Consider the following 23,988-nt stretch of genomic DNA (forward strand, 5'->3'; position numbering starts at 1 on the left):
GCATCACGCATGACATTTTCCCCTGAACCAGACAACCGTATTCCCGTCATCGTCCTGAGCGGCTTCCTCGGCAGCGGCAAAACCACATTATTGAACCAGCTGTTAAACCATGCCCCGCGCTCGGCCGTTGTGATCAATGAATTCGGCGCCACACCTGTCGATCAGCAGTTGCTCAGGCAACACAACGTGCCGTTGAGCGTCCTGTCAGGCGGCTGCCTGTGCTGTCAGGTACACGGAGCATTGACGCCGCTGCTGAAAAACCTGCGCATGGCCTGGCAGGCGCAGGCCGAGAAGCCGTTCGACCGCGTGTTGATCGAGACCAGCGGCATCGCCACCCCCGAACCGATACTGGACACCTTGTTAAGGGAGCGATGGCTGGCATCGCGCTATCGTCTGGATGGCCTGATCGTAACGGTTTCGGCCGCTGCCGGCGAGGATGCCTTGAATCGGTATCCCGAAGCCCAGGCCCAGATTGTCTGGGCCGATACATTGATTATTACCCATACTGATCTGGCGGAAGACCGGCAAATCGATAGCCTGACGGCGCGCCTGGACCAATTGGCCCCGGCGGCGGCAAAGCTTCACGCCGTGCATGGCGCCATCGATCCTGATACCTTGCTCACTTTCCAGAAACAGCACCGCTATCGATTAATATCCGATCCGCCTATACCTGAGCACCGCTTTGGCAGCACTACGCTGCAATTCGACCAACCTGTTTCCTGGCCGCGCCTGCAGGCCGCGCTGGAGAACCTGATGATGCGGCATGCCGACCGGTTGCTGCGCCTGAAAGGCGTGGTTTATACCACTGAACACCGTCGCCCCGTATGCGTGCAAGGCTCGGCCGGCCGGCTGTTCCCGCCGACACTATTGCCTGCCAGGACTTCCGAAGATAACCGCAGCCGCTTGGTGTTCATCACTGCCGGCGAGATAAAAGGCCTGCTCGAATCCGTAACGGCAGCCCTGTAAACAACGGACATGCCATAAATGCGGACTCATTCCCAAGAATTCACACATTTCCATCAGCCCTGATTAATCACGGGGCGCACAGCCATTCTGAACTTTCAGTTTTTACCTGAGTTTTACCTCGCATCGTTCGTAGCCTAATTACTTTAACCTGAATATTTCACCACGAACGACACGAAGTACACGAAGGCTTTTCAATTCAATTACTTGCAAATATTTCATAATGAGCTCATGAAGTTATCTGTGAGAAATGATAATGCCATGATTTTCTTCGTGTTCTTCGTGTTCTCTGTGGTTCCATGAAATATCCGGGTTAAACCGCTGATTTGTGCTGGTACAAATTCTGCTTCATTGTTAAATGAGCTCGAAAATATCCAGGATTCGGCCTTATTTCTGTCATTTTTCCAACATATTGCAAATTGAATGTTCGAAGTTCGACAGAAACCGGACCGATCAGGTGAGTTGCATTTTTAAGCCCACCTTCCGACAACACAAAACCGTGAGAGGTATCAACAATGGCAGAGTTTTACGTTGAGGTTAATGCTCAAAGCAATGGGGATCATGTGGTTCATAAAGCGGATTGCGATCATCTTCCCGGCAAGGAAGCGATTCAATACCTGGGAGCCATCAGCAATTGCAACAGCGCCCTGAAAAAAGCCGCTCAATTATTCAGGCAGGTTAACGGGTGCACGCATTGCGCGGCGACCTGTCATACAGCCTGAGTAAAAAACTGATCCGGCAAAGCCGAACGGGATGCCAGTCGCCTGGCGACAGCCTGCGGAGCATCCGCTCATCTTGCCGCATGCTGATGACGGACGGTTTGAACATTCATTCTGCTTCAATCTGATCAGCGTTTGCTACTGACCTGACACCTTTTATTGCCGTGTCAGAAGCGCTGTTCAAGTTGCGGAATGAATGTTCGGTCTATGTGACCGGACATGGCACGGGCACTTAAGGCAAAAAGCCGAGGCGGCGCCTCGGCCCCTTCAAATGAGGACTTTTCAAGGGAAGATTAAGCTATTGCGCGCGTCACCAGTGTCGGCCCTCCCGCAGCAGGTCGACCAGGTCGTTATTACGCAAGGGACGACTGACATAGTACCCCTGTACCAGATCGCAATCATGGGCGCGAAGGAAGTCGAATTGCTCTTTGGTTTCCACGCCTTCGGCAATGACTTCGAGGCCGAGTTTTTTACCCAGCGTGATGCTGGCCTCGACAATGGCCGCATCGTTGGTATCGAGGGTCAGGTCGCGCACGAAACTCTGATCGATCTTAAGCGCATCCAGCGGAAAACGCTTGAGATAGGACAGCGATGAATAGCCCGTGCCGAAATCGTCGATGGCGATCCGAATCCCCAGTGCCCGTAATTTCTTCAAAATCGCGATGGTGGCCGCCGGGTCCTGCATGATGATGTTCTCGGTCATTTCCAATTCCAGCGCATTCGGCGGGATGCATTCTTCCTTCATGATGCGGCACACCGTGTGCAGCAACTCCGGGTCGTTGAACTGGGAAGCCGATACGTTGACGGAAATACGCATACCGTGAAGCCCCATTTCTCTAAACTCGGCGCAGGCCTGGCTCAGGACCCACTCCCCGACCGGCATGATCAACCCGGACTCTTCCAGCATGGCGACAAAACCGGCCGGCGCTACCAGGCCGCGTTGCGGATGCCGCCAGCGGATCAATCCTTCCATGGCAACGATATGCCCGGCACCAAGCTCTACCTGCGGCTGGTAATAAACCACAAACTCGTTGCGCTTCAGCGCCAGGCGCAGATCAGTTTCCAGGGTCAGCAGTTCATGGCTGCGGGTATTCATATCCGGGGCGTAAAAACGGTATTGATTATGGCCCGCCGCAATGGCCTGATACATGGCCGTGCCGGCATTGCGCAACAAATCTTCGGCATCGATTCCGTCATGCGGATAGATAGCGATACCGGTACAGAAGGTGATGTAAGTTTCCTGGGCGCCTAATGACATCGGACGCTCGAAAGCGGCATAAATTTTGCGGAGCACATCTAATATATTCTCCGAACGCGGCAGATCGCCAGCCACCACCGCAAACTCGTCACCGCCATGGCGCGCGATGGTGTCATTAGGACGCAGCGCGGCCTGCAGCCGATCGGATATTTGCTGGAGCAAGGCATCGCCGACCGCGTGTCCCATGCTGTCATTGATCCTTTTGAAGTTGTCTATATCCAGAAATAACACGGCCACGAATTTATCGCTGGACCGGGCTCGTTCCAATTCCGCGGCCAGACGGTCCATCAACAGAAACCGGTTCGGCAGGCCGGTCAGCAGATCATGGGTCGCCTGATGCTGCAATTCGGCCTCGAAACGCTTGCGTTCGGAAATATCACGGGCAATCGTGGACAGGTATTCGACCTTGCCGGACGCATCATGATGCGCCAGCAGTACTTGAGAGACCGGTACTTCTATCTCGTCCATACGCCGCAAGGCGGTCTCCCCGGACCAGGTGCCGACACGGTGAGCGATAGGCAGCGCTTCGCTCTGTAACAGGTGCGCTATGCGTTCGGGAAACAGTTCTTTCAGACAGAACTTGCTGATATCCACCTTCGGGTCAAGGCCGAGCAAACGATAACCGGCATTATTAAGGTACCGCAGACAGCCGGCCGGGTCGAGAATCGCAACCAGGTCGGTAGTCGCCTCCAGAATGGTGACCAATTGGGCTCTCGCTTCTTCGGCCTTTACCCGTGCGGTGATATCACGCCCTGTGGAAACCAGGTGGGTAATACGTCCCTGATCGTCCGTTAAGGGCGTGATGACTTTCTCCTCATAGAACAGCTCGCCGTTCTTTTTTCGATTGACCAGGGTGCCCCTGAATATCTCGCCCTTGAGCACTGTTTGCCATATCACCTGATAAAAAGCCTTATCGTGCCGGCCGGATTTCAGCAGCGAAGGTTTACCGCCCACGGCTTCGTCTTGCGCATAACCGGTCAGGCGTTCGAACGCCGGATTGACGTATTCGATGCAGCCGCGCGGATCGGTAATGATGACACTGTCGGCCGCCTGCTCCACGGCCAGGGACAGTTTGCGCAGCATCTCCTCGGCCTGGCGGCGTTCGCGCCGCAGCTTCGCTTCTTCAAGTTCGCGCTCCACGGCCGGCACCAGGCGAGTCAGGTTATCTTTCATGACATAGTCCTGAGCGCCGGACTTCATCGCTTGTACGGCCGTATTCTCGCCGATCGTGCCCGACACAAAGATGAAAGGCAGATCGAGGTCGTGCTGCCTGACGACTTCGAGCGCCCGCATGCCGCTAAAATGCGGCATCGTATAATCGGACAATACGATATCCCACTGCTGTTTCAGGGCCTCGGTTAAAGCCGGCTCCGTCTCGACCCGTCGCCAATCGACCGACCGGCCGCCCTCCAGCTCCAATTGATCCACCAGCAGCAGCGTATCGTCTTCGGAATCTTCAACAATCAGTGTGCGCAAGGGTTGTGCGGAATCTACACGCTTCAACATAACATTACCTTTCTCTTCCATACGATCAGTCTGGTGGTGGCTCATTGAGCAGTATCCAGTACAACCCAAGCTGGCCGGCCGCCCGAACGAATTCGTCGAAATCGACCGGCTTGCGCACATAACTGTTGGCGCCCAGCATATATCCCTTGAGCCGGTCTTCTTCCTCATTCGAGGAAGTCAGCAGGACAACCGGCAGCAATTGCGTACGTTCATCATCCCGAATGCGGCGCAGCACTTCCAGACCATCTATCTTGGGCAATTTCAGATCCAGCAGCACAACCAGCGGCAAATCATGAGGATCCCGCCCGGCATAAGCCCCCGTACCAAACAGGTAATCCAGCGCTTCAGCGCCATTGTGCGCCACGACTATGTCGTGTTGTACATTATTCTTCTCGAGGGCATGCAAAGTAAGCGCCTCATCATCAGGATTATCTTCTACTAGAAGAATGACCTTTTTATTCATAAATCCTCCCGGGCTTCCAGCGTAAAATAAAATACCGCTCCATGTTCGACCTCACTCTCGGCCCAAATACGTCCGCCGTGTTTGTGAATAATGCGTTGCGCGGTCGCCAGTCCGATACCCGTGCCGGGGAATTCATTGGTATCGTGCAGTCGCTGAAAGGCGCCGAACAGTTTTTCGGCATATGCCATATCGAAGCCGGCGCCATTATCGCGCACGAAATAAACCGGCTCGCCATCCTGACTCCGCACGCCGAACTCGATCCTTGCATCGGCTTGCTTGCTGGTAAATTTCCAGGCATTGCCCAACAGGTTATCCAGCACGATGCGCAACAGCCGGGCATCGCCCCAGGCAGTCATATCCGGCTGTATCGTATACTGCACAGTGCGGTGCGGCTCCTGCTTGCTCAGTTCCTCGATCACCTCGCCGGCAAGCGCGCTCAAATCGACGTTTTCGCGTTTCAGCTCAGCGCGGGTAATGCGTGACAGCTTGAGCAGGTCATCGATCAGTGCCGCCATGTGCTGGGCGGCGGCACGTACCCTTCTCAGGCGGTCCCGGCCGGTGTCGTCGAGGCGATCGGCATACTCATCCAGCAAAATACGACTGAAACCATCCACGGCACGTAACGGCGCACGCAGGTCATGGGAAACGGAATAACTGAAGGCCTCGAGTTCGTGATTGACCGATTCCAGTACCATGGCCCGGTCGCGCAAGGCCGTGTTCAATTGCCGGATGCGCTGCTCGATTTCCTTGCGTTCGCTGATATCCTCGATGATGCCGTCAAAATAAAAATTGCCGGCGCTGTCTTTTTTCATGGCGGCGCTAACGGCCCCATAAAACTCGCGCCCTTGCAGAGTGACCAGTTCTATCTCTTCGTTACCGACAAAACCTTGCTGCATGATTTTGTCCGTAAACTCTTTCCAGCAGTCCTTGTCCCGGCACAAATCACTGACCGGATGCGCCTGTAACTGTCCGGCCGATTCGGCCTCGAACATGGCGACTATGGCCTGATTGACTTCCAGGAACCGGCCATTCGCCGCCGGCGTCTGGCGATAAACGCCGACCGGCAGATTATTAACCAACTCTTGATACTTGGCTTGCGCCTCGCGCTGAGCCTGTTCCGCTCGTTTGCGCGCCGTCACATCACGAATAATACTGATAACGAACAGTTCCTGTTCTATTTCCATCGGGCTCAGGTTGATCTCCACCGGCAATTCGCTGCCGTCCTTGCACAGGCCGTACAGATCGAGGCCGATTCCCACGGGACGGACCACCGGGTTGGCCATATAAGCTTGACGATACCGCAGGTAATCTTCACGGAAGCGCTTGGGCACCAACATTTCAACCTTTTGCCCTAGCAGTTCATCGCGCGTATAGCCGAACCACTTCTCGGCCTGGGCATTGACCAGTACGATCGTCCCATCGCGATTGGTCATGACGATGGCATCGGGCGCCGATTCGAGCAAACCCCGAAAGCGGGTTTCGCTGGCGCGGAGTTCTTCCTCGGCACGCTTGCGCTCGGTAATATCGCGAATAATGCTGGTGATGAGTTTTTCCCGCTGGGTCTCTAATGGACTCAGGTTGATCTCCACCGGAAATTCGCTGCCATCCTTACGCAGGCCATGCAGATCAAGACCGCTCCCCATCGGGCGGACAGCAGGATGAGCGGTATAGTCTTTCCGGTAGTGCTGGTGCTGTTCGCGATAACGCTCGGGCATTAAGTGTTCGACCGGCTGCCCGAGCAGTTCGTCGCGCGTATAGCCGAACCACTTCTCGGCCTGGGCATTGACCAGTACGATATGTCCTGCTTCATTGACGATGACAATGGCATCGGGCGCCGATTCGACCAGTCCTCGGAAGCGGGTTTCGCTGGCGCGTTTCTCTTCTTCAACCTGCCGCCGCTTGACACGGTAATGGGCAATAAACCAGCTGACGACCCCCAGAAGCAAGGTCAAGGCGGAGAATGCAAGCCATCGGGCTTGGGCTACCGACCTCTCTGCAAGCATCTCGGACGATACACGGGCGACCAATAACCAACGTTCATCGCCGGCAATAACACCATCGCGGTCTTCTCCAAACATGCTTTTCGGAATAATGGCTCTGTAACTGAAAAAATCGCCGTCAGCCATGAATTGTTGCCGTTCGGGGTGCTCGATAATAGATGACCAGGCGGCTTTGTACTCGTTGGCGAACGTTCTGTCCTGGCGGTCCGGATACATGAAGCCCCATTCATCTTCAGGGCGGGCACCGCTCAGCCAATATCCCTGGTTATTGAGCAGCCACAGGCTGCCGATGCTTTGTTCGGAAATGGCCCGAAACCGGTCAATCAGTCGTTGTCCCCGATAATTCAACAAGATGATGCCGCGTTTTTGGCCGCGCCGGTCGAACACCGGCGTGCCGAACCTGATCACGGGCTTGATCGGCTGATCGATTTGACCGCGCTCGATACTGAGATCGAATGAGGAAATGTAGATTTCGTCCTTGTTCAGGGCCAGCGTGCGCTCGACAAAATAGAGTTCGGACCGGTCCTGCAATTCCTGCGCCGGCACGATCATCGGCTGTCCCTGGTTCCAGTTGATGCGTATTTTTTCCCGCCCCTGTTCATCCAGAAACCGGATCTGATCATAGAGCTGGCGATATTTGACAAAGGCGAGCAGATCGGCGCCCAGGCGTTCCAGGATTTGGGGCGCTTCCCGCCTGAGCCAGTCATTCAGCACCGGCTGGTCTCTCAAGTACAGTATGTCGCCGTGCAGCATGCCCAATTCTTCGGCAATGGCCTGGCTTGCACTGTTTAAACTCTGTTGGCCTTCATCGCGCATGAAAGCCAGCGTCGAATTTTGATGGGTTGTATGAATGGCCCAGAAAACGGCGGCCAGCACCAGTGTCAGTAGCGCCCATATCAACATACACTGGCGTGCTATCAACCAACCCCGATGATCCTTGTTTGCATTAAAAAACCTTCCATTCATAATGGCTACCACCATTTTTGTTTGTCGTTTTTAATATCGTGCTGAATCAGTGCGTTATTTTCAGAAAGTTACGTTAAATTTATCCTCATGATTATTTATATTGCACAAGCGTGCCGCCCCTTGAGTCTCACCATATTCAGTTGGCTGGCGGGGATTCACAGTGTCCGCATTTATACAGTGTCTGCATTTATCGATAGCCGCCCCAGTCCCAGAGCCCGATTGAAATAAAGTATGCCGTTATTGACATCTGGAATCTGATCTAAATCCAACAAACTGCGTAACATCAGCTATTGTTATGAAAATCTGACCAATATTGGTGTTGAAAATTCGAAACATTTGAACTTGCCTCGCCCCTGGTAATCGTATTTCGACTGCCAGGGGAACACCGCGCGCTGAAAGACGGATCAAACCAGCCTGATTCCGTCTTTTTCTATAAGGATAAGTTGCTTCTTGTACAAGGCGCCAATGGCCTGCTTGAACACTTTCTTGCTGACGCCGAACGCCGCATAAATAGCTTCGGGCGGACTTTTGTCGCTCAGCATCAAATAGCCGTCATTCTGCTTCAGACTGGCGAGAATTTTATCGGTGAGTGATTCGACTTTGCCGTAACCGGGCTCATGCAGCATCAGATCGATCTTCTTATCGTCCCTGATCTGCTTGATGTAACCGTCCAGCTTCTGCCCCTTTCTGAGCGGCTGGAATATTTCGTTGTTATACAGCAGTCCCCAATGGCTGTTGTTGACGACAGCCTTATAGCCCAGATCGGTTTTATCGGCGATGATCAGCGACACTTTCTGGCCCGCCTTAAAATCGTCCGATTCTTCTTCCAGCCATTCGTCCAGTTTGGTCGATGCGGCAATGCGGCCTTTGTCATCCAGAAACAATTTGACCAGATAAGACTTGCCGACCTCCATTTCATGATGCTGTTCACTGAACGGCACCAGCAGATTCTTGGGCAGTCCCCAGTCCAGAAAAACGCCGACATAGCTGACCGACACCACTTTCAGCCAGGCCACATCATCCACCTGAGCCAGAGGCTTTTGCGTCGTCGCGGCCAGATGACCTTCCGAATCGACATAGACGAACACGTCCAACGTATCGCCCGCCTGGCAATTGGCCGGCAGTTTTTTATCGGCCAGCAGGATTTTCCGGGTGGTTCCGCTATCGAGATAAATCTCATAGCCCAGCTGTTTGGCGACTTTCAGCTTGTTGATTTTGCCGATATGAATCATGAATAAATACTCGCTTAGTCTTTGGAGAATAGCTGATTCATACGAAACATTCGCATAAATCAGCTTTAATATGTGGGGGCGACTTCAGTCGCCCAGGGCGATTGCCATCAGCAGGGCGACTGAAGTCGCCCCCACATGCTCAAGTTATTTCATGCACATTCCTTAGCTGGTGATGACGAATCGCACGGCATCGAGCCGCAATTGCGCCACCTGAATGTTTTCATGCAACAGCATCGCCCTGTCCTTCAGCAGTTCGATCTCTTCCTCTTTGATAGTCGGATTGACCTTCTTCAGTCTGGCCAGGCGTTTTATCTCGCTGGTCAATGAGTCCAGCATGGCCTTGGTCGCATCGGCGATCAGCACCTGCATGTCGGCATTGGCTTTTTGCTCGGCTTTGTCCAGCATCTTGACAAGGTGCTGGCGCTGGCCGTTCATAAACGCCACTATTTTCTGCTTGTCGAAGGTCGTTCCTGTTTCGACCAGACTGCGGTGCTCTACGGTTTCGCTCAGGTCTTTGATATTTTGGTCAATCAGGACCCTGATAGGCGTAGGCGGCAGAAAACGGCCGATCTGCAATTCGGCAGGGGCGCTGCACTCGACAATGAACAGACATTCCAGCAGAAACTGCCCGGCTTTAAGATCGCTGTGTTTGACCACGCTGACCGCGGCGTTGCCGGTTTCGCTGGACAGCACCATATCCATGGCCCCCGTGACCATCGGGTGCTCCCAGGTCATGAACAGCATGTCTTCACGCGCCAGCGCACAGGCCCGGTCAACGGTTACGGTGACGCCGTCTTCAAGCAGTCCCGGAAAATGGGCGAGCCGCAAATGTTCGCTGGGCCTGAGGATGAAGCAGTCCGGCGAATGAAACTCGGTATCGACGCCGTAACACTCAAACACATCTTCCATGTAGGGCCAGAGCACGCCTTCGTTCTCGTAGGACTTGAGCTGGTCGATAATGGCATTGGCCTGTTCTTTGCGGCAGGAATTCAATTCCAGCAATTGGTCGCGGCCGTTATGCAGTTCGATTTCGATTTCCGCCGTCAGGGTCTTCGTCTTATCGATAAAAGCGTCTATCCCGGCCTGATCTTCGGTTTGCAGAAAAGCGGCCAGATCGTCGTACAGTCGGTCGGCGACCGGCTGGGCGGCCGAACAATTGCTGCGGAAGGCGTTCAGCCCTTCGTCATACCAGCGATACAACCGGTGCTGCTCGGTATTCTCCAGATAAGGCACATGAATCTGGATCACATGCTTCTGACCGATACGGTCAAGCCGCCCGATACGTTGTTGCAGCAAGTCGGGATTGGTTGGCAAATCGAACAGAATCAGGTGATGGACAAACTGAAAGTTGCGACCTTCGCTGCCGATTTCGGAGCAGATCAGCAAACGTGCCGCGCTTTCCTGGTCGGCAAAATAGGCAGCGGCGCGGTCGCGCTCGATAATCGACATGCCTTCGTGGAAAACCGCCGCCGCGATGCCGGCACGATTTTTCAGTGCCTGCTCAAGGTCGATCGCCGTTTGCGCGTGCTTGCAGATCAGCAGGGCCTTCTGGCCGGCCAGTTGCTTGATCTTATCGACCAGCCAGATATAGCGCGGATCTTGTTGCAGATCCTCGGTATTGGTCTGTCCGGTTAACGCATAACCGTAACGCTCCCGTTCAGGGAAACCCTGCACCGTTTGCCGAGAATTTCTGAACAGGATGCGGCCGGTGCCGTGATGATCCAGCAAGATCCTGATCAACTCATCGCGCGCGGCCGGGGCTTTGGCGGCATCGTTCAGATTTTGCAGCAAGGCTTCCACGTTGTCGTTTTTAAGCAGTGTCCTTAACGATTCTGTCGCAACTTCATCAAGCGGTTTTCCGGCCAGTAATACCTTGGCCGCATCGGCTACCGGTTCAAAAAGCCGCTCTTCTTCCAGGAACGCGGCAAAACTGTAGAAGCGATCGGGGTCCAATAGTCTTAACCGGGCGAAATGGCTCTCCTTGCCTAACTGCTCCGGCGTAGCGGTCAACAGAATCAAGCCGGGCGTTGACTGAGCCAGTCTCTCGACAAACAGGTAGTCGGGGCTTGGCGCTTGCTCGCGCCATTCAAGATGATGGGCTTCATCGACAATGACCATATTCCACGATACCTGTAACGCCTGCTGCTGCCGGCGCGGATAGGCGGCGAAGAAGTTCTGGCTACACAGCACCAGCTGCTCGGTCGAGAACGGGTTGTCGCCGTGCGTTTCGAGACAGCGTTCCTCATCGAAGATACTGAACCGCAGATTGAATCGCCTGAGCATTTCCACCAGCCATTGATGCAGCAGACTTTCAGGCACGATGATCAGGACACGGGTACTCAGCCCGTTGATCAGTCGGTGGTGCAGGATCAGGCCGGCCTCGATGGTTTTGCCTAAGCCCACTTCGTCAGCCAGCATGATTCTGGGCGCGGAGCGGTTAGCCGCCTCCTGGGCAATAAATAGCTGATGAGGAATCAATGAAGTCCGCCCGCCGAGCAAGCCTTTAACGGGTGATTGCTGATGTTGCCGTAGACGGCGCCAGGTCTCGAACCGCAACTGGAACCAGGCGCTGGGGTCGATTTGCCCGGTGAATAACCGGTCCTGAGGTTTGTTAAATTGAATGTGGTGATTCAATTCGACTTCATCCAAATGGACTTCCCCGCCAGCCTCATTTTGGGCGATATAAGTAATCAAGCCCTCTTGCTCAACCGTCCTGATTACCTTCAGCTTGATCTCGTCGATCGATTCAATCTGGTCGCCTGGCGAAAAACGGACACGCGTTAATGGCGCGTTGTCACGAGCATATATACGCCGCTCGTCACTGGCCAGAAAAAGCACGGTGACACGATTGCCTGTTACCTCAAGAATAAGACCTAAACCGAGTTCTGACTCGGTATTACTTATCCAGCGCTGGCCGGGAATGAAATTTTCCATTTATTGCTATGCCATTAAAAAAAATTTAGTCAAAAAACGCTGTCATTATAAGCGTTACATAAATTGTTACGGCAATTAATTATTTGCTTTTCTGCCCCTATTAGTTTTATTTGAACAGACTTGATAATTGCTTCTGTCAGTCGTTATGGATTGCCGGGGTGGACTGATTGAATAATAAACAAGAGCAACTATACTTCCTGAGTTTATCTCCGGTTTGATGAAGCGGAAGCGGTCCTTGAAAAATACGACAATAAGATATAGCTCTTTAATATCAGTGCTTAATTTTCATCTACTTAAGCATGAGTTTGCGTTTTAGCAGAATCTGTTAAGCAGTCATTAAGGTTTGACCGCTTACCATTTATCCAAACTCATGGTTATCAATCGTTTTGATTAAAAACCTGCTCGGAACTAAATTACTTAATTGAGAAGGATTCCTATGAAAAAGTTGCTTTTTATCATTCAATTGGCTGCGCTTGTCGCAGTATATTCCTCGCCCACATACGCGTCCGGAGGCCATGGCAAGGGCCGTGCACTGGGACACTATAAACACAAACATAAGCATCGCCCGGTGGTGATAGAGAAACACTATTATCATGAGGAGGTAAGGCATTATCCTCAACCTGAAGTGCGATATCATCCCGCGCCGCCACCGCCCCAGTATTCGCGCCCGGTCGATCAACGCTCCACACAAGGTCTGGTGGGCGGTGCCTTAGGCAGTGCCTTAGGCTATGAAATGGGCAAGGGAGATCCTGTCGCTTCCGGCCTGGGCGCAGCCGCAGGTGCTTATATCGGCAATGGCATGAGCGGCCGCTAACAAAATATTCCCTTTCAACAAAAAGAAAACCTGCCCGGCGAAATTCAGGCAGGTTTTTTTATCATCAAAACACCAGCTCCAAAACGTTCCCAGCTGCCCTATTCAACCAATGAAAATACATTACACTTATAAACTGAATCCCAAAACTCAGCCCAGGTAACTGTATTTTATGTTCTTCTTTAATCGTATCGCGCTCAGCATTTTTATCGTATTGAATGCGGGGTGTGCAAAAATCCATCAGGCAGAATCGGTAGTGACATCCGATTTCCTTGACGACTATTCCTTGCTTAAGAAAGGCTCGCAAAATGATGCCCTGCTAAGTTACTGGAACAGCGGGACGGACTGGACAACCTATAAAAAAATTATTGTCGCCCCTGTCATTATCCGTAAAGTCCCCGATTCCGAACTTAATGAATTGCCCCATGCCGAGAATTACCGGCTAAAGGAACTGTTCGAGTATAGAATCCGCGAAGCCTTGAAAAAGGATCATAAATTAGTCACCAAACCCGGCTCTGATACATTGCGCGTTCAATTCGCCATTACCGACGCGGAATCCGCTATCGGAAAAGCCAGTGTCGAAGGTAAAATAACCGACTCACGCACCGGCGAACTGCTTATGGCTTCGGCCGACTGCCGGGCAGGCAGCAATAAAATACTGCCTAACACATTCCATAGTTGGGAGGATATCGAGCAATCCTATCAATATTGGGCTACCCAATTAAGCTATCAGCTTTGTGAAAAACAAGGTCATTATCCGTGTCAAAAACCGGAGTAATGCCTGCCGCACCGTCGCGCAATGGTAACTGTAAAAATTCAACGCCTCTTCCCGAAAAGCATTATGCTATCGTTTCATTTAATAATCATGAGGATTTGCCATGCCCTATACCCAAGATATTGTAGAGGAGCTTAACATACTGGTCCGTTACAACCTGACGACCACTCAAGAGGGCATTAAGGTTCATAAGACAGCGACACCGGAAATTATCAACGCTACCCAGCGTTTATATGATAAGGGGCTTATTTCGCAGAAAGACGGCGGCTATCTGACCAGTCTGGGCCGTGAAGTTGCAGAACAGGCCCAGGCTATTCTTGATATACTCAAACCAGCTTAAAAAACCCAAGGATTTGGCCGTAAATAATTTCCCGGTTTGCGGATGCAATTAACGGTTATGTAGGGTAAATTCACTTGTACCTTTTAGAGTATTCGCCCAGGCGACTTAAGTCGCTCCTACAAAGGCATTTGTTCATCAAGGTTCAAGGATGCTATTAATTGCCGCATCCTAAACAACGCCTCAGGCTCGCTATTTCGCCGATCCAACGGCGAACCAAATAAAAAAGGCCTGCGGTTTTAACCGTCAGGCCTTTTTGTTCAAGCTATCTATCTATTGATCAGGCTTCAAGCACAACCGCCGCGCGTAATTTCTTCATGGCATTTTGTTCCAATTGCCTGATTCTCTCCGCTGACACGCTATAGCGCTCGGCAAGTTCATGCAAGGTCGCTTTTTTATCTGCCAACCAGCGACTGGAAAGAATATCGAGACTGCGTTCATCCAGTTCCGACAAAGCCTCGGATAATAAACTCTGCTCGTGCCCTCCCCAATCTTCATTTTCAAGCAATACAGCCGGATCAGTACCGTGCTGCTGAAGATAATTGACAGGGGCGGCATAACTTTCGTCCGCCGAGTCATCGGTGGGCATATCGAACGCCATGTCCCGGCTATCCAGGCGTTTTTCCATTTCATAAACGGTATTGACATCGACATCGAGGTCCTTGGCAATAGCCGTGGCTTCGTCATTGGACAACCAGCCCAGATTCGCTTTGGATTTGCGCAAATTAAAGAACAGCTTGCGCTGCGCCTTTGTTGTCGCGACTTTTACAATACGCCAGTTTTTGATGACGTACTCGTGAATCTCGGCTTTGATCCAATGCACGGCAAATGAAACCAATCGTACGCCGACATCAGGATCAAAGCGCTTCACCGCCTTCATTAACCCGATATTACCTTCCTGAATAATATCCGGCATGGGCAGGCCATAACCGCTGTAGCCTCTGGCAACATGAACGACGAAACGCAAGTTGGACATCACCAATTCCCGAGCCGCTTCCAGATCGCCATGATCTCTGAATCTCAAGGCTAACTCGCGTTCTTGTTCGGCAGTCAATCTAGGCATCTGCCTGACAACATTCAAATAGGCATCAAATGTACCGATTGATAAATCCGCGGGTAAAGCTAATGCATTACTCATGATATCCCCTTAGTAAAAATCTTTGTTCGAATTCTAGCACTCCATTCCTAAGAGTGCTAATAATTTTCTAAGTTCACTTGTTCTACTCGGGTTTCAGTTGTTGAAGCTGGTAGCTGAGCACAGCCCACGATCCTAATACGCCGAGCAGAGAGGAAATAAACAACAGTACCAATGTTTCCGAATAGCTTAAAAACAATAAATGAAAATCGCCTTCGTATAAACCGGAGAGCTCTTCTATAGGCCGCTTCAATATCAGCATCATTACAGCAACGATAAACCATGCCGCCACACCGGAAAAAAAACCGATCCAAAACCCACTGTACAGGAACGGTCGTTGAATAAAGCTGTTGGTGGCGCCAACCAGCTTGGCAATAACCACTTCTTCGCGACGATTATGCAATTCCAGGCGTATGGTATTGCCGGTAACGAACAGCACAGCGACTCCCAACAGCAGGCTTAACAAAATACCGGCACGCCGTGCCAATTCCATGAATGACTGCAGGCGCCTGACCCAGTCCATATCCATTTGGGCAAAATCGACTTCAAAAGCCTGTTTAAACGTATTAAGCAGGTTTTCGAGTTCCTGCCTGTCTTCCAGGGCATTTTCAGGCAGAACCTGTACAACATTAGGCAGCGGATTTTTACCCAGCGATTTAACTGCCTCGCCAAAGCCGCTGTATGTCTGAAATTCTTCCATTGCCTCGCTCTTGGTAATTAATTTGACTTCCTGGACAGATGGATTCCGCTTGATGCTCGCTGCAAATTTTCTGGCGTTTGCATCGGAGATATCATCGCGCAGGAACAGTGATATTTGATTGCTTGCCTCCAAATTACCGGCCAGCTGCTGAAGATTCGCTACCACAATATAAAAACCGCTGGCCAGCGAAATAGCAATAGCCAGCACGGTTATAGTCATAATGGATGTATACGGGGAATCAACCAGGCGTCCGAGGCTGGAAAAAAGGGCGTGTGCATGCAGATCAAAATAGGCATGTAATTTATCGCTGAAATCCCCCCCCGAAACCCGGGTTTGCGGACCATCCGGTCTGGTTTGCGCTGTTTTTTTGTTCTTTGGGTGATGACGTTGATGTCTTGCAGGCATTCGTTTTTCTCGCTCGCCATATAGACTTCTGAAAATCATCGCCAAGATATTTGGAAAGCTAGCTGTGTTTTTTCTGCCTTTCATCATTTAACTCGCCACCAGTTGCCCATGATCCAACTTTAAAACGCGATAGTTCATTTGGGAAATCAACGAAATATCATGCGAGGCAATCAATACAGTGACGCCTACCTGTTGAAACTGTTCGAATAAATGCATGATTTCCGCTGACAGTTCCGGATCCAGGTTACCGGTTGGCTCATCGGCTAAAATCATCGGCGGCTTGTTGACTACCGCCCGGGCAATCCCGACTCGCTGCTGTTCGCCGCCGGACAAAGCCAACGGATATTTTCTTTCCTTGCCTAATAAACCCACTTTATCCAGTGACGCGCGCACTCTTCGAGAAACTTCGTGACGACCATAACCGGCAATCAACAGCGGCAGCGCCACATTATCGAAAACCGTCCGGTCCTGCAGCAGCTTATAATCCTGAAAAATCAGCCCTATTTTTCTTCTTAGGTAGGGAATCTGTCTGTCCTTGGCATGATTGAGATTGTGGCCATCCAACAAAATTTGTCCACGACTGCTGCGCTCGATGACCGCAATCAATTTCAGCAAGGTGCTTTTCCCGGCGCCTGAATGACCGGTAAGAAAAGCCATTTCCCCGTGCTGCAAATGGAAACTGATATTACGCAATACATCCCCGGTTTCAGGATAACGTTTGCTGACTCTATCGAACTTTAACATAACATTTTCAGTCGTTGACGAATAATGCGTCGACAAAGGTTTCCGCATTGAAGTCCTGCAGATCATCAATGCCTTCGCCTATGCCTATATACCGGATGGGAATGCCGAATTGTTTGGCCAAGGCAAAAATGACGCCGCCTTTTGCCGTGCCATCCAGTTTGGTCAAAACCAGCCCTGTCAAGGCGACGGTCTCATTAAACAGCTTGGCCTGGGATAATGCGTTTTGTCCAGTGCCAGCATCCAGTACCAACAATACTTCATGGGGCGCCTCAGGATCCAGTTTGCCCATAATCCTTTTTACTTTTTTCAATTCATCCATCAAATTTGATTTCGTGTGCAATCGGCCGGCGGTATCGGCAATCAACACATCAATACCTTTCGCCTGCGCGGACTGGACGCCATCATAAATAACCGATGCCGAATCAGCGCCGGTATGCTGGGCTACGACATGGATATTATTGCGCTCGCCCCAAGTTTGCAGCTGCTCGACAGCCGCCGCTCTAAAGGTATCGCCGGCCGCCAGCATGACGCTATAACCCTGGGCTTGCAGGCGCTTGGCCAATTTACCGATGGTCGTGGTTTTCCCCGCTCCATTAACGCCGACCACCAGAATGACGAAAGGATTATCCTGTTTCGGAATTTGCAATGGCAGGCTGCACGGTTTGAGCATCGAAAGCAGCTCCTGCTTGAGTACCGAGGACAACGCGGCACTGTCATTCAACTGATGGCGCTCGACACGCTCAGTCAAGCGCCTGATGATTTCCGTCGTTGCATCCATGCCGATGTCCGCCATTAACAAGCGGGCTTCAATTTCTTCCAGCAAATCCTCATTGATTTCTTTGTGGCCCAGAGGAATTGTGGCCAGAACCCCGTTAAGCCCGGAGCGCGTACGCTTTAGCTGTGATTTCAGGCGCAAATAAAGCGACTCGGGCTCAGGCTCGACATAGACTTCCTCAGCGACCGCCGGTGGAGCGACCACGGCCGGCTGAGGCGGCGCCTCAAGCTCAACAGCGGGTTGAGGCGCTTCCGCATAAGCATAGCGGCTGTAAAAACTGATAGCGATCAGCGGCAGCATCAGTAGCGACGAAAAAGCATTATGTGCCACTACTCCCCATAAAGGCATGGTCAACTTGACGATGACAATGCCCAGGGCGATCTGCACAAACAGCAACAGACTCAGCAGCAAACCGGCTTTTCTTACCGGCTTCGGATAGCTTGCCGAAGTAGCGCTCAGCATCACCAGACTCAGCAGGATAAAGCTGATCAGCGCACCAACCCTGTGCAACCAGTGCGCCGCGACTTGCGCGTCATAAGAGATAACGCCGCTATAACCTGTGATTAAGCCTTTAAACAGATTCAACGCTCCCTGGTAATCGGCCTCAGGCCACCAGGAGCCATTGCACTGCGGAAAACCGGTACAGGCCATCGCACCGTAATTCGTACTGGTCCATGCGCCTAAAACAATTTGCAGGAACAAAACCAGCATGGCGAAGCGGGCAAAATTTCCCGGACCCGTACGCGATTTTGATGTAGAAACTCGAGGATTTAACCGTAAATACAGCCAGGAAAGCAGCCAGAAAATCAGCATTCCCGATAACAGATGACCGGTTACTGCAATCGGCATGGCTTGCGTTTTGACAATCCCCAGAGCTAAAGCCGCCTGCACCCCGAACAGCAATACCAGAACCCATGAAGTTGTCATGGCGGCCAGGCGCGCTTGTTTCTGACGCCAGGACGTCAAAGCCAGCAAAATAATAAACACGCCCAAAGACCCGGCCAGATAGCGGTAACCCATTTGCTTCCATGCTTTTACGGTATCGAGCGGCTTATCGGGAAAGGCCTGTGCGGCCCGTGATTTAAAATCCGCATCATCGCTCACCAAGAATTGACCATAGCAACCTGGCCAGTCAGGACAGCCAAGCCCTGCCCCGGATAAACGAACATACGCTTCCAACAGAATCACTATTAACGCTAAAACGGCGCTAAAGAGAGTTATTTTTCTAAACATTGTTATTTTTCTATTTCTAATTAGCCGATTTGTGAAATTTTCAGAAGATGCGTCAGATCACTTTTTACTTTATAAGGATCGAATCCAGGCTCGTACTGCATCATTAAATTGCCTAGCGGATCCATTAATAAAAGCATGCCATCGGGTACCTCGCCTTGTCTGATGGCTGTTATTTTTTCAATGATGGCTGGATCGGGCTTGACTCTTAACAGGCGTGTATCCTCCTTCCACCATTGTGCCGCGACTTCGGGCGCCACATCCTTAAAAATCATGGCGACACGGCGCGTGCGGACCAAATCCTTGCTCATCATTAACTGTAATTGTTTGGTCTTGTACATGGCCTCAAGGCAGACGTCATTGCAATCATCATGCGGAATCACATTGACAATCAGCCAACGCCCCGGCAGTTGATCCATATTTTGCGCTGAAAATGCGTCAAACCCAATTAACTCGCTGCGCTCGGTGGTCACAACAGGGGTTATCAACTGCCCGTAATTGGTCCTGCCCTTTAAAAATCCGGGGTTTTCCTTGAGCACCCAGGCGATCAGGAAAGGAATGATAGACATGCCAAAAATTGCCAGAATCAATAACCGATTTTTTTTCTGCTGATTATTCATTGTCTTTTTTAATACTGTACCAAATAAATATAATCGTCAGCGTCAAAGCCAACCCGAACCACTGAACCGCGTAACCTATATGTTGCTCAGGCGGCATAACCGTTGTCGTGCGCCATTCCCGTTTAAAGCCGTCGGGTTGATCTTTATCCAGTTCAACCTGAAACGGGAATAATGAATAACCTAACTTTTTTGCCAGAATCTCGCTATCGACCCATTGAACCACCGAGGGCCAACTGTCAGTCGGAATCTCGGCGCCGGCCAGTTTTATACCGACACTGGGGAAACTATTAATCCGCCCTTCGATAATTGTTTGCCGTTTTTCGACTGCTATTTCGGGCAAGATTGATCGATCCTCATTTAAAGGCACCCATCCCCGGTTTACCAATACCGCTTTGGATTCTCCCTGCAATATAAATGGTGTCAACACATAATAACCGGCTTTGCCATCGCTGATTTGATTATCTATCAAGAACTGATGAGCGTGATCGTAACTGCCGGCCACCGTCACATGCCTGTATCTCAGTTCGTCCACATCGTCTGTGACATTTGCCGACAAGTCCAAAGTTTCTGAAGCCAATCTTTGTTCTTCCAGCTTGATAAACGCCTGTTTCTCATCCGATCTCCTCAATTGCCACGCACCTAATGTCAACAATAACGATAACAGGCATAGGTAAGCGACAGTAGGCACTATTTCGAACGTCAATGACCTGCTACCAATTTTAATATTCATACTTTTTGCTTTAACCTCTTGGCACGGACGCCTGAATAACCGAGAATACAAAAAACCTTACTTGCCCGTATGACTACAATATGATTATAAAAACCTTCATTATTATTGCCTTTATCCTGATTATCATCAGTCTTGGCTCCGCCCTTTTTTATCTGGTGAAATATAAAGATCAGGAACAATCCGAAAAAACAGTCCGGGCACTGACTTTTCGCATTACTCTTTCCGTTATTTTATTTATTTTTATTTTTATAGCTGTTGCAACTGGTCTCTTCAAACCCCATGGGTTGGGCGTTCAAATACACGGCCAGAAACCGGCACAAACCGAAAAATAATATCGCCGTCTTTCCGACAAAAAAAAAGCGCTACCGGTTTAGGCAGCGCTTTTTTCAGACTTATTTTCTGATTACATCAAGTAAACGAAGACAAACAAGCCTAACCAGACTACGTCAACAAAATGCCAATACCAGGCGGCCGCTTCAAAAGCGAAATGATTTTCCGGTTTGAAATGACCTCTCCAACTCCTAAACAGCACAACACTTAGAATAATGGCGCCTACGCAGACATGGAAACCGTGAAAACCGGTCAGCATAAAGAAAGTAGAACCATAAATGCCAGAGCCTAAAGTCAAGCCCATTTCGGAATAAGCTTCATGATATTCATAGGCCTGACAGGCCACGAACAAAAAGCCCAATGCGACTGTCGCGACCAAACCTTTGATCAACTGATCACGTTTTTTGGCTAATAAACCGTGATGAGCCCAGGTACAGGTTACACCGCTGGTTAACAGAATCAGGGTGTTCAGGAAAGGCAAGCCCCATGCGCCCATCGGTTCGAACTCGCCACCGACATTAGCAGGACCGTTAGTAGGCCAGACAGCGTCAAATGATGGCCACAGAAGTTCCTTAGTCGCCTGGCCGATTCCTTCACCGCCCAGCCATGGCACTGATAAATTACGGGTATACCAAAGTGTGCCGAAGAACACACCGAAAAACATAATCTCTGAAAAGATAAACCACATCATACCCATGCGATAGGAAATGCCTACCTGAGTATTGTACATACCAGATTCACTTTCACCGGCCTGCAAGGTAAACCAACCGGTCAGCATGATAATAAAAACGACCAACCCAAGAATCATCCAGGCTGACCCCATGGGTGAACCATTTAGATGATTTGCAAAACCGGCCAGCATAATCACCAGGCCGGCAGTGCCCACAACCGGCCAGGTAGCCTTATGCGGTACGTAGTAAGCATTATTTGTAGACATAACCATCCCCTATTATTTTTTCACTGATGTTTCAGTATTATCGAAAAACGTATATGCGAGTGTAATTGTCTTGTATTTTTCAGGTAACTCAGGATTCACGACAAAACGCACGGGCATGGTTTTGCCTTCTCGAGCTTTAAATGTTTGTTCTGAAAAACAAAAACACTCTATTTTTTTTAAATATTCTGCAGCCGGCCCAGGCGAAATACTTGGAATTGCCCGAGCCACCATCGCTTTGTCGGTCTTATTTTCGGCATAAAAATTCACCGTATGGTATTCGCCTGGATGAACTTTTATTTTTTTTGTTTCTGAACGAAATACCATCGGTGTCGATTCATTCAGCGCAGTCATGAACTCTACAGTAATTTCCCGGCTCTTATCGACCTCATAGCTCTCTTCCTTGACTGCTGCTTCGACTTTGCCATTGAGGCCCGTGATATCACACAGCACATCATAAAGAGGAACCAGCGCATAGCCAAACCCAAACATACCCAATACAACAAACACTAATATGCGAACCAACCTAGTGTTTTTTTGTGTAACGTTTTCTTTCATTGAGAAACTGCTCTTAATACCGCAAAAACATAAATAATGACCGCAACGATAATTAAAACCACGGCTGTCAAAATATTTTTCTTTTTTGTATCCATAATTTCACCTGATACGTTGCCCGTTGTTCAGACAACGTATCTTAAATAAATTATTTATACCTTCATAAACATGATCTGGCGCTGCTGCTTTATGTGAAAGCAGCAGCGGCGTCCAATGCATCAGATATGTTCAGTCGGCACGGTGGCTGGAGGTGTTGTAAACGTATGATACGGAGGGGGTGATGGCAAGGTCCACTCCAGACCATGTTTATGTGCATCTTCCCACACTTCATCCGTTGCCTTTTCGCCGGTTCCGCCCTTAATGGTATCGATAACGATGTACAAGAACAGCAACTGGCTTATGCCGAAGATGAAGCCGCCAATACTTGAAATCATGTTCCAGTCAGCAAATTGAACCGCATAATCAGGAATTCTGCGTGGCATGCCGGCCAATCCCAGGAAATGCTGCGGGAAGAACAGGATGTTGACAGATACCGCGGACAACCAGAAATGCAACTTGCCGATTCTTTCGTTATACATGTTGCCAGTCCATTTAGGCAGCCAATAGTAACCGGCCGCCATCAAAATAAAGACAGAAGCAGGCACCAGCGTGTAATGAAAGTGCGCCACGATAAAATAAGTATCGTGATACTGGAAATCAGAAGGCGCTATAGACATCATCAAACCGGTAAAGCCGCCTATGGTAAACAATACGACGAAAGCGATCGAGAACAGCATGGGCGTTTCAAAAGTCATCGATCCTTTCCACATGGTGGCAGTCCAGTTGAAGACCTTAACGCCAGTAGGGATAGCAATCAGCATGGTTGCATACATGAAGTACAACTCGCCCGCCACCGGCATGCCGACTGTAAACATATGGTGAGCCCATACGATAAATGACAGAAAGGCAATCGATGCGGTTGCATAAACCATTGAGCTATAACCGAACAAAGGTTTACGGGCAAATACCGGAATGATGGTGGAAGCCACGCCGAAAGTAGGCAGAATCATGACATAAACTTCAGGGTGACCGAAGAACCAGAAAATATGTTGATAAAGAACCGGGTCACCGCCGCCAGCCGCGTCAAAGAAGCTGGTGTCAAAGAAGCGGTCTGTCAACAGCATGGTTACCGCGCCAGCGAAAACCGGCATGATGGCAATCAGCAGGAAAGCGGTAATCAGCCAGGTCCAGACGAACAGCGGCATTTTCATCAGTGTCATGGCTGGAGCGCGCATATTGAAAATAGTCGCGATAATGTTGATCGCCCCCATGATGGATGAAATACCCAGCAAATGCACCGAGAAAATCGCAAAAGGCAAGGCCGCGCCAGTCTGCAGCACTAACGGCGGATACAAAGTCCAACCGGATGCAGGCGCGCCGCCTTCCATGAACAAAGTGCTGGCCAGCAACAGAACACCTGCCACCAGCATCCAGAAACTCATGTTATTCATGCGAGGCAAGGCCATATCCGGCGCACCGATCATCATGGGGATCATCCAGTTGGCCAGACCCACAAATGCAGGCATAACCGCACCAAATACCATAACCAGCGCATGCATGGTAGTCATTGAATTAAAAAACTGGGGATCAACAAACTGCATACCCGGTTCGAACAGCTCGGCACGAATGATCATTGCCATCGCGCCACCGATAAAAAACATCGCCAGCGAGAACACCAGATATAAGGTGCCGATATCTTTGTGGTTAGTCGTGATAACCCATCTTAAAAGCCCCTTCTGAGGGCCGTGATCATGATGCTCATCATGCTCATGTTCAGCTACTACAGCAGACATATTTTATACCTCTATGAATATATGAAAAGATTTT

At 50.5% G+C, this 23,988-nt stretch carries 20 protein-coding genes; 6 read left to right on the forward strand and 14 right to left on the reverse strand.

What is annotated here, in order from left to right; all coding sequences use genetic code 11:
* Positions 1 to 9 precede the first annotated feature (9 nt).
* On the forward strand, positions 10 to 966 hold the full coding sequence (locus EK22_RS09810; protein ID WP_036250490.1) for a CobW family GTP-binding protein: 957 nt from the start codon (positions 10 to 12) through the stop codon (positions 964 to 966).
* Between the two features lie 512 nt (positions 967 to 1,478).
* Entirely contained in the window at positions 1,479 to 1,685 is a 207-nt protein-coding gene (locus EK22_RS09815; RefSeq protein ID WP_020160374.1) for a hypothetical protein, read from the forward strand.
* Between the two features lie 307 nt (positions 1,686 to 1,992).
* On the opposite strand, the gene EK22_RS09820 is transcribed toward EK22_RS09815, so the two are convergent.
* The 5 genes from EK22_RS09820 to rapA form a co-directional block, all read right to left on the reverse strand.
* On the reverse strand, positions 1,993 to 4,446 hold the full coding sequence (locus EK22_RS09820) for an EAL domain-containing protein (protein WP_235209276.1): 2,454 nt from the start codon (positions 4,444 to 4,446) through the stop codon (positions 1,993 to 1,995).
* 25 nt (positions 4,447 to 4,471) lie between these two features.
* Complete coding sequence (locus EK22_RS09825) at positions 4,472 to 4,909, reverse strand: response regulator (RefSeq protein ID WP_020160372.1); 438 nt, start codon at positions 4,907 to 4,909, stop codon at positions 4,472 to 4,474.
* Positions 4,906 to 7,812: a PAS domain S-box protein gene (locus EK22_RS09830; protein ID WP_036250495.1), complete on the reverse strand. Its 2,907-nt coding sequence runs from the start codon at positions 7,810 to 7,812 to the stop codon at positions 4,906 to 4,908. Before EK22_RS09830 ends, EK22_RS09825 begins: the two co-directional genes overlap by 4 nt.
* 467 nt (positions 7,813 to 8,279) lie before the next feature.
* A complete protein-coding gene (locus EK22_RS09835; RefSeq protein ID WP_020160370.1) occupies positions 8,280 to 9,107 on the reverse strand; it encodes a CvfB family protein in 828 nt (275 codons plus the stop codon).
* A 162-nt stretch (positions 9,108 to 9,269) separates the two neighbouring features.
* Positions 9,270 to 12,041, reverse strand: a complete 2,772-nt coding sequence (rapA, locus tag EK22_RS09840; RefSeq protein ID WP_036250498.1) for an RNA polymerase-associated protein RapA — start codon at positions 12,039 to 12,041, stop codon at positions 9,270 to 9,272.
* A 436-nt stretch (positions 12,042 to 12,477) separates the two neighbouring features.
* Between rapA and EK22_RS09845 the strand changes: the two genes are divergently transcribed.
* The 3 genes from EK22_RS09845 (at position 12,478) to EK22_RS09855 (ending at position 13,967) form a co-directional block, all read left to right on the forward strand.
* A complete protein-coding gene (locus EK22_RS09845) occupies positions 12,478 to 12,855 on the forward strand; it encodes a hypothetical protein (protein ID WP_036250500.1) in 378 nt (125 codons plus the stop codon).
* A 169-nt stretch (positions 12,856 to 13,024) separates the two neighbouring features.
* On the forward strand, positions 13,025 to 13,630 hold the full coding sequence (locus EK22_RS09850) for a DUF3313 domain-containing protein (protein ID WP_036250502.1): 606 nt from the start codon (positions 13,025 to 13,027) through the stop codon (positions 13,628 to 13,630).
* Between the two features lie 100 nt (positions 13,631 to 13,730).
* Positions 13,731 to 13,967 carry a TIGR02647 family protein gene (locus EK22_RS09855; protein ID WP_036250505.1) on the forward strand — a complete coding sequence of 79 codons (237 nt, stop codon included), beginning with the start codon at positions 13,731 to 13,733 and terminating at the stop codon, positions 13,965 to 13,967.
* 277 nt (positions 13,968 to 14,244) lie between these two features.
* On the opposite strand, the gene rpoH is transcribed toward EK22_RS09855, so the two are convergent.
* From rpoH to EK22_RS09885, 6 genes are all read right to left on the reverse strand, one after another.
* Complete coding sequence (gene rpoH, locus EK22_RS09860; RefSeq protein ID WP_020160365.1) at positions 14,245 to 15,102, reverse strand: RNA polymerase sigma factor RpoH; 858 nt, start codon at positions 15,100 to 15,102, stop codon at positions 14,245 to 14,247.
* 82 nt (positions 15,103 to 15,184) lie between these two features.
* Positions 15,185 to 16,204 carry a permease-like cell division protein FtsX gene (gene ftsX, locus EK22_RS09865; protein ID WP_036250508.1) on the reverse strand — a complete coding sequence of 340 codons (1,020 nt, stop codon included), beginning with the start codon at positions 16,202 to 16,204 and terminating at the stop codon, positions 15,185 to 15,187.
* A gap of 87 nt (positions 16,205 to 16,291) precedes the next feature.
* Positions 16,292 to 16,948, reverse strand: coding sequence for a cell division ATP-binding protein FtsE (gene ftsE, locus EK22_RS09870; protein WP_020160363.1), 657 nt, complete (start codon positions 16,946 to 16,948; stop codon positions 16,292 to 16,294).
* 7 nt (positions 16,949 to 16,955) lie between these two features.
* Complete coding sequence (gene ftsY / locus EK22_RS09875; RefSeq protein WP_036250510.1) at positions 16,956 to 18,956, reverse strand: signal recognition particle-docking protein FtsY; 2,001 nt, start codon at positions 18,954 to 18,956, stop codon at positions 16,956 to 16,958.
* A 20-nt stretch (positions 18,957 to 18,976) separates the two neighbouring features.
* On the reverse strand, positions 18,977 to 19,573 hold the full coding sequence (locus tag EK22_RS09880) for an SCO family protein (RefSeq protein WP_020160361.1): 597 nt from the start codon (positions 19,571 to 19,573) through the stop codon (positions 18,977 to 18,979).
* Positions 19,566 to 20,303, reverse strand: a complete 738-nt coding sequence (locus EK22_RS09885) for an SURF1 family protein (RefSeq protein WP_020160360.1) — start codon at positions 20,301 to 20,303, stop codon at positions 19,566 to 19,568. The genes EK22_RS09880 and EK22_RS09885 overlap by 8 nt, the downstream gene beginning before the upstream one ends.
* Positions 20,304 to 20,383: 80 nt before the next feature.
* On the opposite strand from EK22_RS09885, the gene EK22_RS09890 reads away from it, so the two are divergent.
* Complete coding sequence (locus EK22_RS09890) at positions 20,384 to 20,635, forward strand: twin transmembrane helix small protein (RefSeq protein ID WP_020160359.1); 252 nt, start codon at positions 20,384 to 20,386, stop codon at positions 20,633 to 20,635.
* Positions 20,636 to 20,706: 71 nt separating this feature from the next.
* Here the strand turns inward: EK22_RS09890 and EK22_RS09895 are convergent, their stop codons facing one another.
* The 3 genes from EK22_RS09895 to ctaD form a co-directional block, all read right to left on the reverse strand.
* Entirely contained in the window at positions 20,707 to 21,570 is an 864-nt protein-coding gene (locus tag EK22_RS09895) for a cytochrome c oxidase subunit 3 (protein ID WP_020160358.1), read from the reverse strand.
* Between the two features lie 12 nt (positions 21,571 to 21,582).
* On the reverse strand, positions 21,583 to 22,125 hold the full coding sequence (locus tag EK22_RS09900; protein ID WP_020160357.1) for a cytochrome c oxidase assembly protein: 543 nt from the start codon (positions 22,123 to 22,125) through the stop codon (positions 21,583 to 21,585).
* Positions 22,126 to 22,340: 215 nt separating this feature from the next.
* On the reverse strand, positions 22,341 to 23,954 hold the full coding sequence (gene ctaD, locus EK22_RS09905) for a cytochrome c oxidase subunit I (protein ID WP_020160355.1): 1,614 nt from the start codon (positions 23,952 to 23,954) through the stop codon (positions 22,341 to 22,343).
* Positions 23,955 to 23,988: the final 34 nt, after the last annotated feature.

The organism is Methylobacter sp. BBA5.1, from assembly GCF_000746145.1.
Classification (GTDB): domain Bacteria; phylum Pseudomonadota; class Gammaproteobacteria; order Methylococcales; family Methylomonadaceae; genus Methylobacter; species Methylobacter marinus.